This window comes from Streptomyces sp. NPDC098101 (genome assembly GCF_044760185.1).
Lineage (GTDB): Bacteria > Actinomycetota > Actinomycetes > Streptomycetales > Streptomycetaceae > Streptomyces.
In genome coordinates this window covers 135,049-148,998 of sequence record NZ_JBIWAS010000006.1, presented here as the reverse complement: position 1 = coordinate 148,998, position 13,950 = coordinate 135,049, and the positions used below count along the sequence as shown (strand labels likewise).

Sequence of the window (13,950 nt, the reverse complement as noted above, 5' to 3'; positions counted from 1 at the left end):
ACGGCCACGAGGCGGAGCGGTGAGACGCAGGAGCAGGCCCCCGGTGTCGCCGCTGCCCCAGCGGGACGGGATCGATCCCGTGCGGGTGCGGTTGCCGGAGGATCCGGAAGGCGCCTGGGCGACCGTGCGGGACCACCTGGTGGAGCGGTACGGGGCGGCCGTCGGGGTCGGGCGGGTCGAGGAGATGCTGCGGGAGGGGCGGTTCGTCGGGACCGACGGGCCGGTCGCCGGGGACGAGCCGTACGCCGTGGGGCGGTGGCTCTGGTTCCACCGGGACTTCCCGCCGGAGGTGCCGGTGCCCTTCGGGGTCGGGGTCGTGTACCGGGACGAGCGGATCGTGGTGGCCGACAAGCCGCACTTCCTGGCGACGATGCCCCGGGGGCGGCACGTCACGGAGACCGCGACGGCGCGGCTGCGGCGGGACCTGGGGCTGCCCCGGCTGCAGCCCGCGCACCGGCTCGACCGGCTGACGGCGGGGCTCGTCCTCTTCGTCGTGCGGGAGGAGGACCGGGGGGCGTACCAGACGCTGTTCCGGGACCGGGCCGTGCGCAAGGAGTACGAGGCGGTGGCGCCGTACGACCCGGCGGTGGGGCTGCCGGTGACGGTGCGGAGCCGGATCGAGAAGGAGCGCGGGGTGATGGCCGCCCGGGAGGTGCCGGGCGAGCCGAACGCCGAGAGCCGGATCGAGCCGGTCGCGCACGCGGGCGGGCTCGGCCGGTACCGGCTGGTGCCGGTGACCGGGCGGACGCACCAGCTGCGGGTGCACATGAACGCGCTCGGGCTGCCGATCCTGCACGATCCGGTCTATCCGGTGGTCCGTGAGGACGGGCCGGAGGACTTCGGGCGGCCGCTGCACCTGCTGGCGCGGACGCTGGAGTTCACCGACCCGTTCTCGGGCCGCGCGGTGCGCTTCGAGAGCCGGCTGCGGCTCAGTGGCCCCGGCTGATCCACTCCTGGAGGTGGGGCGCCTCGGCGCCGACGGTGGTGGTGTCGCCGTGGCCGGTGCGCACCACCGTCTCCGGCGGCAGGGCGAGGAGCTTGTCCCGGATCGAGTCGACGATCGTGGGGAAGTCCGAGAAGGACCGGCCGGTGGCGCCGGGGCCGCCCTGGAAGAGGGTGTCGCCGGTGAAGACCGTGCCGAGCTCCGGCGCGTACAGGCTGACCGCTCCCGGGGCGTGGCCCGGGGTGTGCAGGACCGTGAGGTCGGTGCCGGCGATGGTGAGGACCTGGCCGTCGGCGAGGTCGCCGTCCGGGCTGTGGTCGGGGTGGGTCTGCTTCCACAGCGGCAGGTCGGCGGGGTGGAGCAGGATGCGGGCTCCGGTGGCGGCCGCGAGCGCCGGGGCCGCGTCCACGTGGTCGTTGTGGGCGTGGGTGCAGACGATGGCGCGCAGGGTGCGTCCGTCGAGCGCGGCGAGGATGGCCCCGGCGTCGTGGGCGGCGTCGATGACGATCGCCTCGGTGTCGTCGCCGACGATCCAGACGTTGTTGTCGACGTCCCAGGTGCCGCCGTCGAGGCTGAAGGTGCCGGAGGTGACGAGGTGGTCGATCCGGGCGGCCATCACAGCACCACCACCGAGCGCAGGACGTCGCCCTCGTGCATCCGGGCGAAGGCCTTCTCTACCTCGCCGAGGCCGATGGTCTCGGTGACGAAGGCGGCGAGGTCGATGCGGCCCTGCCGGTGGAGGTCGACGAGCATCGGGAAGTCCCGGGAGGGCAGGCAGTCGCCGTACCAGGAGGACTTGAGCGCGCCGCCGCGGCCGAAGACGTCCAGGAGGGGCAGTTCGAGCTTCATCTCGGGGGTGGGGACGCCGACGAGGACGACGGTGCCCGCGAGGTCGCGGGCGTAGAAGGCCTGCTCGTACGTCTCCGGGCGGCCGACGGCCTCGATGACGACGTCGGCGCCGAAGCCGCCGGTGAGTTCGCGGATCGCCTCGACGGGGTCGGTGGAGCGGGAGTTGACGGTGTGGGTGGCGCCCATCGCCTTCGCCGTCTCCAGCTTCCGGTCGTCGATGTCGACGGCGATGATCTTCGCGGCTCCGGCGAGGCGGGAGCCGACGACCGCCGCGTCGCCGACGCCTCCGCAGCCGATGACGGCGACGGTGTCGCCGCGCCCGACGTTCCCGGTGTTGATCGCGGCGCCGATGCCGGCCATGACGCCGCAGCCGAGGAGGCCCGCGACCTCGGGGGCGACGGCGGGGTCGACCTTGGTGCACTGGCCGGAGGCGACGAGGGTCTTCTCGGCGAAGGCGCCGATCCCGAGGGCCGGGGAGAGCTCGGTGCCGTCGAGCAGGGTCATCCTCTGCTTCGCGTTGTGGGTGTCGAAGCAGTACCAGGGGCGGCCGCGCAGACAGGCGCGGCAGTTTCCGCACACGGCGCGCCAGTTGAGGATCACGAAGTCGCCGGGGGCGACGTCGGTGACGCCCTCGCCGACCGACTCGACGATTCCGGCGGCCTCGTGGCCGAGGAGGAAGGGGAACTCGTCGTTGATGCCGCCCTGCTTGTAGTGGAGGTCGGTGTGGCAGACGCCGCACGCCTGGATCTTCACGACGGCCTCGCCGGGGCCGGGATCGGGGATCACGATCGTCTCGACCCGTACGGGTTCGTTTTTGCCGGGGGCGATGACCCCCTGGACGTGCTGCGGCATCGCGAACTTCCTTTTCTGCGAACGGATCTTGTAAGGCTCCTGCGTACCACTATCTCCTGACAAAAGGCGAGACCCCCGCAGGCCGTGCCCGCGGGGGTCCTGTGACGGTACGTCAGTCGCGCGGGGTCGCGGCGGTGTCGCGGACCCGGCGGCGGACCAGGAACCAGCCGCCGACGAGCGCGGCCGCGATGAGCGGCAGGCAGTTCACGGTGGTGCGGCTGATGCCCTCGTCCATCCACATGAGGACGAGGACGGAGCCGAGGAAGAGGAGGGTGACGATCTGGGTGTACGGGGCCCAGGGCAGCCTGTAGCCGGGGCGGGCGAGCTTGCCCTCCTCGGCCCGGCGCCAGAACAGCAGCGAGCAGACCATGATCATGGCCCAGGTGCCGATGATGCCGATCGAGGCGAAGTTGAGGACCAGTTCGAAGGCCTCGCCGGGCATGACGTAGTTGAGGGCGACGCCGAGGACGCCGAAGGCGGCGGTGAGCAGGATGCCGCCGTAGGGGACGCCGCCCTTGTTCATGACGCCGGTGAAGCGGGGCGCGGAGCCGGCCAGCGACATGGAGCGCAGGATGCGGCCGGTGGAGTACAGGCCGGAGTTGAGGCTGGAGAGGGCGGCGGTGAGGACGACGAGGTTCATCACGCCGGCGGCGCCGGGGATGCCCAGCTTGTCGAAGACGGTGACGAAGGGGCTCTGGTCGCCGGAGTAGGCCGTGTACGGCAGGAGGAGGGCGAGCAGGACGACGGAGCCGACGTAGAAGAGGCCCACGCGCCACATGATCGAGTTGATCGCCTTCGGCATGATCTTCTCGGGGTTCTCGGTCTCGCCGGCGGCGACGCCGCACAGCTCGACGGAGGCGTAGGCGAAGACGACGCCCTGGATGAGCAGCAGCATCGGCATCATGCCGTTCGGGAAGATCCCGCCGTTGTCGGTGACGGTGGCGAGGCCGGGGGTGTGGCCGCCGATGTCGTGGGAGGTCACGACGAGGAAGATGCCGACCAGCATGAAGGCGACCAGGGCGGCGACCTTGACGATGGCGAACCAGAACTCCATCTCGCCGAAGTACTTCACGGAGATGAGGTTGGCGGCGAGGACGACCGCGAGGGCGATCAGGGCGAGGATCCACTGCGGGACGTCGCTGAACATCGACCAGAAGTGGGCGTAGGTGGCGGCCGCGGTGATGTCGGCGACGGCGGTGGTCGACCAGTTGAGGAAGTAGAGCCAGCCGGCCGTGTAGGCGCCCTTCTCGCCCATGAACTCGCGCGCGTAGGAGACGAAGGCGCCGGAGGAGGGGCGGTAGAGCACCAGCTCGCCGAGGGCGCGGACCACGAAGAAGGCGAAGACGCCGCAGACGGCGTAGGCGATGAAGAGGGAGGGCCCGGCCTGGGACATGCGGCCGCCGGCGCCCAGGAAGAGCCCGGTGCCGATGGCGCCGCCGATGGCGATCATGTTGATGTGCCGGGACTTGAGGTCCTTGCGGTATCCGGCGTCGCCGGCGTCGACGTGGGGGGTGGCGGCCGTGGGCCCGCCGGATGCCGCCGGTGCGGCGGACAGCGGGTCGGCCGCGGTGACGCGGTCACTCATGGAGTTGTTCGCCTTCGTGAGGGGGGCTGTGCGGTACCCGGTCGCACCCGGTGGGGGGTCTCCCCGGTACGACCAGCGCACATCCTCACGGCACGGGGCGGTGACTGACTGTGGCGCATGTCACTGAACGCCCATATTTGAGCTAGTTCAGAGCTTGCGTCCGGTCGTCAGGGCTTGCGTCCGGTCGTCAGGGCGCGAGGACGTCCAGCTCCTGGAGGGCGCCGACCGCGATCTGGCGGGTCAGTTCCTCGGCGCGGGCCGCGTCCCGCTCCCGTACGGCCTCGGCGACCTGGACGTGGAGGGTGACGGCGGCCGGGTCCGGGTCCTCGAACATCACGTGGTGGTGGGTGCGGCCGGTGAGGACCTCGGCGACGACGTCGCCGAGGCGGGCGAACATCTCGTTCCCCGAGGCGTTGAGGACGACCCGGTGGAAGGCGATGTCGTGGACGAGGTACTCCTCCAGGCGCCGGCCGCGCGAGGTGGCGACCATGCCGAGGGCCTCCTCGGTGAGTTCGCGGCACTGCTCGGGCGTGGCGTTCAGGGCCGCGAGTCCCGCGGCGACCGGCTCGACGGCGGAGCGGAGCACGGTGAGCGAGCGGAGCTGGCGGGGCCGGTCGGCGCCGGCCAGGCGCCAGCGGATGACCTGGGGGTCGTACACGTTCCAGCGCGCGGTGGCGAGCACGGTCACGCCGACGCGGCGGCGGGACTCGACCAGGTGCATGGACTCCAGGACCCGGACGACCTCGCGGACCACGGTCCGGGAGACGTCGAAGCGCCGGGCGAGTTCATCGGTGCGCAGCACGGTGCCGGGCGGGTACTCCCCCGCGGTGATCGCGAGGCCCAGGGTGGCCAGGACGTGGGAGTGGAGCCCCTGGGCCTGTGTCGTCATGAGGGCCAGCCTATGCGGGTACGCGGGGACGGACACAGCGGGAGCGGGGGCCGGGGCGGCCCTCGGAGCAAGATCCGGAATCAAAAGTACGACTTTTATGTCACAGTCTCTTGAATACGTCGTACCCAATGGGTTTCATGAGCGCGACGGACAACGGAATCGATGTCGAAGAAGACAGCGAGGCACCCCATGAGCACTCCACCCCAGGCCCCTCCCGTCGTCGTCGTGATGGGCGTCGCGGGGACCGGCAAGACCACCATCGGTCCGCTGGTCGCCGAGGCCCTCGGCCTCCCCTACGCCGAGGGCGACAACTTCCACCCGGCGGCGAACGTGGCCAAGATGTCGGCCGGCGTCCCGCTGGACGACGAGGACCGGGGGCCCTGGCTGGACGCCATCGGGGCGTGGGCGCACGGCCGGGCCGGGCTCGGCGGCGTGGTGAGCAGCTCCGCGCTGAAGCGGGCGTACCGGGACCGGCTGCGTGCCGCCGCGCCCGGCGTCGTCTTCCTGCATCTGACCGGTGACCGGGAGCTCATCGAGGGCCGGATGGCCGCGCGCAAGGGGCACTTCATGCCGACGGCGCTGCTCGACTCCCAGTTCGCCACCCTGGAGCCGCTCCAGGACGACGAGGCCGGCGTCGCCGTCGACGTGTCCGGCACCCCCGAGGAGATCACCGCCCGCGCCGTCGCCGCCCTGTGCGGCCGGACCGCCTGACCCCCTCCGCCCCCTTCTCTTCTCTTCCTCCTGCTCCTCCTCCTGCCCGTACGAAGGACACCACCGTGACCAGTCTCAGCGTCGAGATCCTGGCAGCGGACGCCGCCGAACCGATCACCTCGGCAGGCAACGCCCAGCTCGGAATCGCCGTGCTCGCCGGCATCGCCGTCATCGTCCTGCTCATCACCAAGTTCAAGCTGCACGCGTTCCTGGCGCTGACCATCGGGTCCCTCGCGCTCGGCGCGTTCGCGGGCGCGCCGCTCGCGGACACCATCAAGTCCTTCACCACCGGACTCGGTGCCACCGTCGCCGGCGTGGGCGTCCTGATCGCCCTCGGCGCCATCCTCGGCAAGCTGCTCGCGGACTCCGGCGGCGCGGACCAGATCGTCGACACGATCCTGGCGAGGGCGAGCGGCCGGGCCATGCCGTGGGCGATGGTGCTCATCGCCTCCGTGATCGGCCTGCCGCTCTTTTTCGAGGTCGGCATCGTGCTGCTGATCCCGGTGGTGCTGCTCGTCGCCAAGCGCGGCAACTACTCGCTGATGCGGATCGGCATCCCGGCCCTCGCCGGCCTCTCCGTGATGCACGGCCTGATCCCGCCGCACCCCGGCCCGCTCGTCGCGATCGACGCGGTCGGCGCCAACCTGGGCGTCACCCTCGCCCTCGGCCTCGTCGTCGCGATCCCGACCGTGATCATCGCCGGTCCGCTCTTCTCCCGGTACGCGGCCCGCTGGGTGGACATCCCGGCCCCCGAGAACATGATCCCCACGCGTCCCTCCGAGGACCTGGAGAAGCGTCCCGGCTTCGGCGTCACCGTCGCGACCGTGCTGCTGCCGGTCGTCCTGATGCTGGTGAAGGCGCTCGTCGACATCGTCGTGGACGACCCGGAGAACGGCGTCCAGAAGGTCACCGACGTCATCGGCTCGCCGCTGATCGCGCTGCTCGCGGCCGTCATAGTCGCGCTCTTCACGCTGGGCCGGGCGGCCGGCTTCACCAAGGAGCGGCTGTCCTCGACCGTCGAGAAGTCCCTCGCCCCGATCGCGGGCGTGCTGATGATCGTCGGCGCGGGCGGCGGCTTCAAGCAGACCCTGATCGACATCGGCGTCGGCCAGATGATCCTGGACTTCTCCAAGAGCTGGTCCATCCCGGCCCTGCTGCTCGCCTGGCTGATCGCGGTCGTGATCCGGCTCGCGACGGGCTCCGCGACGGTGGCGACGATCTCGGCGGCGGGCCTGGTGGCTCCGCTGGCGGAGGGCATGTCGACGGGCGAGACGGCGCTGCTGGTCCTCGCGATCGGTGCCGGTTCGCTCTTCTTCAGCCACGTCAATGACGCCGGGTTCTGGCTGGTGAAGGAGTACTTCGGCATGAACGTCGGCCAGACGATCAAGACCTGGTCGGTGATGGAGACGATCATCTCGGTCGTGGGCATCGTGTTCGTGCTGCTGCTGTCGCTGGTGTTGTAGCACCGCTGAAAACGAACGGTGAGGGCCGGTCACGGCTGACAGACTGTCGGCCATGACCGGCCCTCACGCGCTCAAGCCCTTCCTGCTCGCCTTCCCCGGCCCCCTGCGGGACCGGCTCGTCGCGGCGGTCCTCTCCGGCGAGAAGACCGCCACGACCGGGCTCCTCCTGGAGTACGAGGCCGAGAACGAGGAGCTGCCCGAGGTCGGCGAACGCTCGGCGGTCATCGACTCGGACGGCCGCGAGGTGGCGGTCGTGGAGATCACGGAGGTCCAGGTCCTCCCCCTGCGCGACGCGGACCTCCGCCTGGCCCTCGGCGAGGGCGAGGGCTACCGCTCGGTCGCGGAGTGGCGCGCGGGCCACGAGGACTTCTGGCACGGCGAGGAGATGCGGGAGGCGCTGGGGGACCCGGGGTTCGTGGTGGATGAGGACACGATGCTGGTGGTGGAGTGGTTCCGGGTGGTGGAGGTGGGTCAGGCGTCCTGAGGAGCGAGGACGGCCAGGGCCGCGGTGGCGAGGTCACGGATCTTCGGCGCCTCGTCCTTGATCGCGCGGCGGAGCAGGAACAGGAACTCCGGGTCGTCGCGACGGAGGTCGACGAGGATGCCGAGAGCGGCAAGCCGGACGATCGGGTCGGGATCGTGGTCGAAGCGGTCCTGGGCGAGGTCCAGGCACTCCGGGCCCTCAACGCCGTGCTGGATGAAATCCTGGAGGATGGAGAGCCGTATCCCCATGCTGTCCTCCGCTGCTCGGTCGAGGACCACACGCATCGCCTCGGCGTCGTTCCGGTAATCCGCGATCAGACTGAAAAGCGACCCTGCCCTGATGTTTTCGTCGGCGTGGTTCCCGGCCCGGTCGATGACCAGGTCCCGCGCGCGGTCGGGGGCCAGCTCCACGAGCATGGCCAGGGCCTCGTCCTGGGCTTGGAGATCCGAGGCCCGTACGGCACGGTCGAGAAGCTCGTCGCACAGTGCCGTGGTGTTCCGGTCGAAGCGCTTGAGGGAGGCCAGCGCAGCCACCCGGATCTCCTGCTCCTCGTCGTGCAGCACATACTGGAAGAGCAGCCCGGTAAGGTCCTCGTCCCCCGTCCGGATCTCGGCAAGGTATCGGAGAACAGCCCTCCGGACCATGGGACTGTCATGGTCGTGCAGGGTGCGCAGCAACGCCAGCGTCTCGGGATCGTCGTCCCCGATCGACCGGGCGGCGCGGATGGCGGCGGCCACGACCGCGGCGCTCTCGTCGTCCCTCAGCCGCTCGCGGACGAGCGCGCGGACGGCCGGCCCGTCGTCCGTCCCCATGTCCACGCCGACCAGGACGGTGGCCCGCACCTCGGGCTCTTTGTCGCGCAGCCCTTCCCGCAGCAGCGACATCGCCCTCGCCCTGTCTTCTCCGTAAGCGATGAGCCAACACGTTCCGCCCAGGCGGACCAGCTGGACGGGGTCGTTGAGAGCGATGTCGAGCGCCGCGTATGTGTCCGCGATGTCGATTTCTCGGTCCGACAGACCGTCGATCGCGGCCAGGCGTACCTCCGGGACGGTGTCGTGGGCCAGCCTCTCAGCCGCGATGCGGGGGATCCAGTGGGGATCGATGTCGCTGCTGTATGCCGCTTCCCGAAGAAACAGCGCCCGTACGGCGGGGTCTCTTTCCTCCCGTACGCAGCGCTCGAACACCTCCAGGAGTCCGGGGTCGCGGCCCGGACGACGGAGGAGCATACGAAACGCTCCGATCCGTGCCGCGGCGTCGTCGCCGATCAGGGCCTCTTCCACCGTACGCACGGCATCGCCGGTACTTCTCCTCCCCCGGAGGAGCATGGCGAGGTCCGCGGCGAACTGTCGGACAGAGCCGGACGGGGGGACTTCGTCGCCGTGTCCTTCGGCACGACGCCATCGCTCCCACCACGACAGGTAGTCGTCCCCGCCCTCCCAGTTCTCTCCCAGTGCCGCAATCGCCGGGAACAGCGACTCCACGATGTCGCACGGGGGAGAGAAGGAGGTCACCTCCAGCAGCCCGGCCAGTCGGAAGAGTCGGACGATCTGCCGCATCATCGCCCTGCTCTGCGGGGCCAGCACACCGATGCGGCGCGCCTCTCCCAGGCAACGGGCCACGAAGACCACTGCGGCGAACGCCTGGTCCTCTTCGTTCCCGAGGGGAACGGCGATCGTCCTCGGCCCCAGCAACCGGTCGATCACCCCCGCCACGAACCGCTCGTCCAGCAGCCCCACCAGCAACAGCAGGATCTCGTGCCACGTCGGGTCGTGGACCTTGTCCGCGAAGAGGTCCTGGAGGTCCTGTTCCGAGAGGCTGCGTTCCTGGTTGAAGCGGTGGGCCAGGTCCGTCGCCGCCAGGTATTCCAGGAACGTGCGGTGGACGAAGCCGTAGATCTCGCCGCCGTAGCGGCTGAGGATGAAGTTGCGGTGGCGGAACTGGTCCAGCATCACGCGGGCCGCCGGTGCCGCGCGGTCCGGTGGGAGGGCGTAGCGGTCCTTCAGGTACTCCTCGAAGCTCTTGAGGAGGTCGGGGCCCGCGATGTGGTTGCCGGAGATGCCGCCGTGCCCCTCCTGCATCTGCCGGGCGATGAGGCGCAGGAGTTCGCGCTTGTCCTCGGGGCCGAGGTACGGAAGGTGCTCCTCGACCTGACGGTCCTTGAGGTACTTGCTGGGGTCCCAGTGCTCCACCAGGACGTCGACGGCGTGCTCGTACACCGTGCGCCGGTCGCGCGGGAGTTCGCGGCGGCGGCCGATGATGGCGAGGATCGTGAGGATGAGCGGGTTGCCCGCGAGTTCGCGGACCGAGGTGGAGGCGTCCACGGCCGTCGTGACGCGTTCGATCAGCTTCCGCGCCCGGGTCGGGTCGTCGGGGCACGCGAGCGAGAACCACTGCTCCGCGAACGCGCCGATCTGCTCCCGGTCCAGGTCCTGGAGCATGAAGTTGGTGAAGCCGGCGCCGTCCAGGACGGCCCGCTGGTAGCCGTAGCCGCGTGAGGTGACGACGATCCGGGCCCGGGAGTGGCGGGCGGCGAAGCCCGCGATGCGGCGGGCGACCGCGTCCCTGACGTCCTTCTCGAAGAGTTCGTCCAGACCGTCGAAGACCACCAGGGCCGTGTACGGGCCCTCCCCGGCGAGCAGAGCGGCGAGCGTCTCCGGCGGAAGCCCGAGGCCCTCCGTCGCGTGCTGGTGGGCGAGGAAGTCCTCGAAGGTCCGCTCGCGCCAGGCGGGTTGCGCGTACTCGCGGAGTTCGACGATCAGGGGGAGGCTGCCGTGGAGCGCCTGGAGGCCCGCCGGAGGTTCGGGAGAGGTGAGGGTGAGCGCCAGGTAGCGGGCCAGGGTGGACTTGCCCGAGCCCGGGTGGCCGAGCAGGACGACGCGGTCGTGCTCGGGCGCGGTCAGGACGTCGAGTACGGGGAGCGGTGGCCGCTCCTGGTACGCGCGGCGGACGCGGTCGACCGTCTCCCGGTCGATGCCGGGCGGCAGGTCGTGGAGCTCCGCCTCGGCCGGGTCCATGAGGCGGCGCAGGAGTTCCTGCGGAAGTTCCACGGGCGGCGGGTCGGCGCGTACGGACTGGGGGACGAAGACGTCCCGCAGCTGGAGGACCGGGTGTTCGTCCTGTTCGCGGAGCGGGGTGAGGACCTCCAGGTCGAGGCGGCCGTAGCGCTGGCGGACGCGGGTGGCATAGGCCTGGCGGGCGGACTCGACCTCCGGCGCGGCCGGCTGGGGCGGCACGGATCCGACGGTGACGTGGACGTCGCCCCGGACCCCGCTGATCTGGGTGAGGGGCCCCTGGACGGAGGCTCCGGACGCCGTCTGCGGCGCCTTCCGGCGCCTGAAGAACCCCCTCACGGCGTGGGGGGCGCCGGCGGCTCGACGCGGACCGAACCGCCCACCCCGTCGATCTGGTGCAGGTCCCCCGCCGTACGGGCTCCGTGGGCCGACTGCGTTCCGCCGCCCTGGCCCTCGGCGGAGGCGGCCGTGGGCGGGGCGGCCGTACCGCCGCCGCTCCCTGCCGTGATGACGACGTCGCCCGTGACGTTCCTGACCTGGTGGAGGGAGCCGCCGGTGACCGCGTGGTCCGCCGACTGCTGGGAGCCCCGGGAGAAGAGGCCCACCAGAGCCAGGGCGAACCCCGCCACCGTGAAGAACAGGCTGAGGACGCTGCTCCACTTGTCGGCGGCGTCCAGGCCCTGGAGTACCAGGAAGGTCGCGAGGCCACCGAGGGCCGCGACGCCGCCGACGAGCATCAGCAGTACACGTTTTGTCACACCGTCATCTTGCCCCGGTACGGGACTCCCCGTCAGCTCACCGCCCTCGCCGCCGCCCTCCCCGCCGCGCGGCCCGAGAAGATGCAGCCGCCGAGGAAGGTGCCTTCGAGGGAGCGGTAGCCGTGGACGCCGCCGCCGCCGAAGCCGGCCGCCTCGCCCGCCGCGTAGACGCCCTCCAGGGGGGTGCCGCCCTCCGTGAGGACGCGGGAGTCGAGGTCGGTCTCCAGGCCACCGAGGGACTTGCGGGTGAGGATGTTGAGGCGGACGGCGATCAGCGGGCCCGCGCCGGGGTCCAGGATGCGGTGCGGGGTCGCCGTACGGATGAGCTTGTCGCCCAGGTACTTGCGGGCGCCCCGGATCGCCGTGACCTGGAGGTCCTTGGTGAAGGGGTTGGCGATCTCGCGGTCGCGGGCGGTGATCTCGCGGCGCAGGGCGGCCTCGTCGATCAGCGGCTCCTCGGTGAGCGCGTTCATGCCCCGGACGAGGGCGGAGAGGTCCTTCTCCACGACGAAGTCGACGCCCTTGTCCATGAAGGCCTGGACGGGGCCGGGCACGTCCGCCCGCGCGCGTCCGATGACGTCGCGGACCGACTTGCCGGTCAGGTCCGGGTTCTGCTCGGAGCCCGAGAGGGCGAATTCCTTGCCGATGATCTTCTTGTCGAGCACGAACCAGGTGTGGTCGTACCCGGTCCGCGTGATGTGTTCGAGGGTGCCGAGGGTGTCGAAGCCGGGGAAGAGCGGCACGGGCAGCCGCTTGCCGGTGGCGTCGAGCCAGAGGGAGGACGGGCCGGGCAGGATGCGGATGCCGTGGCGGGCCCAGATGGGGTTCCAGTTCTCGATGCCCTCGGTGTAGTGCCACATCCGGTCGCGGTTGATGTGACGGGCGCCGGCCTTCTCCGCGATGCCGAGCATGAGGCCGTCGACGTGTGCGGGGACGCCGGAGAGCAGCTTGGCGGGCGGGGTGCCGAGGCGGGCGGGCCACTGGGCGCGGACGAGGTCGTGGTTGCCGCCGATGCCGCCGGTGGTGACGATCACGGCCTGGGCGCGCAGCTCGAAGGAGCCGGCGATCCCGCGTCCGCTCGCGGTGCCCCGGGCGGCGGTGGAGGGTTCCAGGATCTCGCCGGTGACGGTGTCGACGGCCCCGGCGGTGCGGCCGAGGCCGGTGACGCGGTGGCGGAAGCGGAGCTGGACGAGGCCCCGGGCGACGCCCTCGCGGACCTTCCGCTCGAAGGGGGCGACGAGGCCGGGGCCCGTACCCCAGGTGATGTGGAAGCGGGGGACGGAGTTGCCGTGCCCGGTGGCGTCGTAGCCGCCGCGCTCGGCCCAGCCGACGACGGGGAAGAACCGCACCCCGCGCGCGTGGAGCCAGGCGCGCTTCTCGCCGGCCGCGAAGTCGACGTACGCCTCGGCCCACTTCCTCGGCCAGTGGTCCTCGGTCCGGTCGAAGCCGGCGGTGCCGTACCAGTCCTGGAGGGCGAGGGCGTGGCTGTCCTTGACGCGCATCCGGCGCTGTTCGGGCGAGTCGACCAGGAACAGGCCGCCGAAGGACCAGTGGGCCTGGCCTCCGAGGGACTGCTCGGGCTCCTGGTCGAGGAGGATCACGGTGCGGCCGGCGTCGACCAGCTCGGCGGTGGCGACGAGTCCGGCGAGACCGGCCCCGATCACGATCACATCAGCGTCATAGGACATGGACCGCATCTTGGATACACCGGTGTATCGAGTCAACCGTTCGGACGCGCGGTTTCGCCGGGCGGGTTTGTTTGGATGGCCGCATGAGTTCCGCTGAAGAGATTCTCGACGTCGTCGACGAGCAGGACCGGGTGATCGGGCGGGCCCCGCGCGGCGAGGTGTACGCGCGGGGGCTGATCCACCGCTGCGTCTTCGTCCGGGTCCGGGACGCCGGGGGCAGGGTCTTCGTGCACCGCAGGACGCCCACGAAGCTGGTCTTCCCCTCGATGTACGACATGTTCGTCGGCGGTGTCGTCGGCGCCGGCGAGTCCTACGACGAGGCCGCGCTGCGCGAGGCCGAGGAGGAGCTGGGGGTACGGGGGCTCCCCCGCCCCGAGCCGGTGCTGCGCTTCCTGTACGACTCCGGGGGCGTGGCCGGGAAGTGGTGGTCGGCGGTGTACGAGGTCCGCTGCGAGCTGCCGGTGGACCCGCAGGCGGAGGAGGTCGCCTGGCACGCCTTCCTGACGGAGGACGAGCTGGCCGCGCGACTGGGCGAGTGGGAGTGGGTGCCGGACGGACTCGCCGCGTACGAGCGCCTGCGGGCGGAGGGCGAGGGGCGGGGCTGAGGGGTCAGGGCCGGGGGTCGAGGCCGGGGGCCCGGGGGGCCGGTTCCGCGCGTGCGGTCCTGCTCGTACGAGCGGCTGTGGGTGGAGGCGGTGGGGTGGGGCCGCGCGCCTG

The 13,950-nt window shown here is 71.3% G+C and carries 12 protein-coding genes; 5 read left to right on the top strand and 7 right to left on the bottom strand.

The genetic code is table 11. The annotated features are described in order from the left end of the window. Positions 1-19: 19 nt before the first annotated feature. A complete protein-coding gene (locus tag ACIQVI_RS26145; protein ID WP_351971000.1) occupies positions 20-946 on the top strand; it encodes a pseudouridine synthase in 927 nt (308 codons plus the stop codon). Here the strand turns inward: ACIQVI_RS26145 and ACIQVI_RS26140 are convergent. From ACIQVI_RS26140 to ACIQVI_RS26125, 4 genes are all read right to left on the bottom strand, one after another. Continuing rightward, entirely contained in the window at positions 930-1,559 is a 630-nt protein-coding gene (locus ACIQVI_RS26140; protein WP_389666930.1) for an MBL fold metallo-hydrolase, read from the bottom strand. The genes ACIQVI_RS26145 and ACIQVI_RS26140 overlap by 17 nt on opposite strands. Then, on the bottom strand, positions 1,559-2,644 hold the full coding sequence (locus ACIQVI_RS26135) for an S-(hydroxymethyl)mycothiol dehydrogenase (RefSeq protein ID WP_351971002.1): 1,086 nt from the start codon (positions 2,642-2,644) through the stop codon (positions 1,559-1,561). Before ACIQVI_RS26135 ends, ACIQVI_RS26140 begins: the two co-directional genes overlap by 1 nt. Positions 2,645-2,756: 112 nt before the next feature. After that, positions 2,757-4,229, bottom strand: a complete 1,473-nt coding sequence (locus ACIQVI_RS26130) for an amino acid permease (protein ID WP_351971003.1) — start codon at positions 4,227-4,229, stop codon at positions 2,757-2,759. Positions 4,230-4,416: 187 nt separating this feature from the next. Next, the gene (locus tag ACIQVI_RS26125; protein WP_351971004.1) at positions 4,417-5,118 is read right to left on the bottom strand and encodes an FCD domain-containing protein; all 702 of its coding nucleotides are present in this window, start codon (positions 5,116-5,118) and stop codon (positions 4,417-4,419) included. A gap of 189 nt (positions 5,119-5,307) precedes the next feature. Between ACIQVI_RS26125 and ACIQVI_RS26120 the strand changes: the two genes are divergently transcribed. The 3 genes from ACIQVI_RS26120 to ACIQVI_RS26110 all read left to right on the top strand — a co-directional run bounded on the left by ACIQVI_RS26120 (position 5,308) and on the right by ACIQVI_RS26110 (position 7,776). Further along, positions 5,308-5,829 (top strand): gluconokinase, encoded by a 522-nt coding sequence (locus ACIQVI_RS26120; protein ID WP_403600075.1) that lies wholly within the window; start codon positions 5,308-5,310, stop codon positions 5,827-5,829. Positions 5,830-5,894: 65 nt separating this feature from the next. Beyond that, positions 5,895-7,292: a gluconate:H+ symporter gene (locus tag ACIQVI_RS26115; protein ID WP_403600071.1), complete on the top strand. Its 1,398-nt coding sequence runs from the start codon at positions 5,895-5,897 to the stop codon at positions 7,290-7,292. A gap of 52 nt (positions 7,293-7,344) precedes the next feature. Continuing rightward, the gene (locus tag ACIQVI_RS26110) at positions 7,345-7,776 is read left to right on the top strand and encodes an ASCH domain-containing protein (RefSeq protein ID WP_403600068.1); all 432 of its coding nucleotides are present in this window, start codon (positions 7,345-7,347) and stop codon (positions 7,774-7,776) included. Here ACIQVI_RS26110 and ACIQVI_RS26105 read toward each other — a convergent pair. The 3 genes from ACIQVI_RS26105 to ACIQVI_RS26095 form a co-directional block, all read right to left on the bottom strand. After that, entirely contained in the window at positions 7,764-11,009 is a 3,246-nt protein-coding gene (locus ACIQVI_RS26105; protein ID WP_403600065.1) for a HEAT repeat domain-containing protein, read from the bottom strand. The genes ACIQVI_RS26110 and ACIQVI_RS26105 overlap by 13 nt on opposite strands. A gap of 113 nt (positions 11,010-11,122) precedes the next feature. Beyond that, positions 11,123-11,545, bottom strand: a complete 423-nt coding sequence (locus tag ACIQVI_RS26100; RefSeq protein ID WP_403600061.1) for a hypothetical protein — start codon at positions 11,543-11,545, stop codon at positions 11,123-11,125. A 32-nt stretch (positions 11,546-11,577) separates the two neighbouring features. Continuing rightward, on the bottom strand, positions 11,578-13,233 hold the full coding sequence (locus ACIQVI_RS26095; protein WP_403600058.1) for an FAD-binding dehydrogenase: 1,656 nt from the start codon (positions 13,231-13,233) through the stop codon (positions 11,578-11,580). Positions 13,234-13,316: 83 nt separating this feature from the next. Here ACIQVI_RS26095 and ACIQVI_RS26090 point away from each other — a divergent pair, with 83 nt between their 5' ends. Continuing rightward, positions 13,317-13,838, top strand: coding sequence for an NUDIX domain-containing protein (locus tag ACIQVI_RS26090; RefSeq protein WP_403600056.1), 522 nt, complete (start codon positions 13,317-13,319; stop codon positions 13,836-13,838). Positions 13,839-13,950 lie beyond the last annotated feature (112 nt).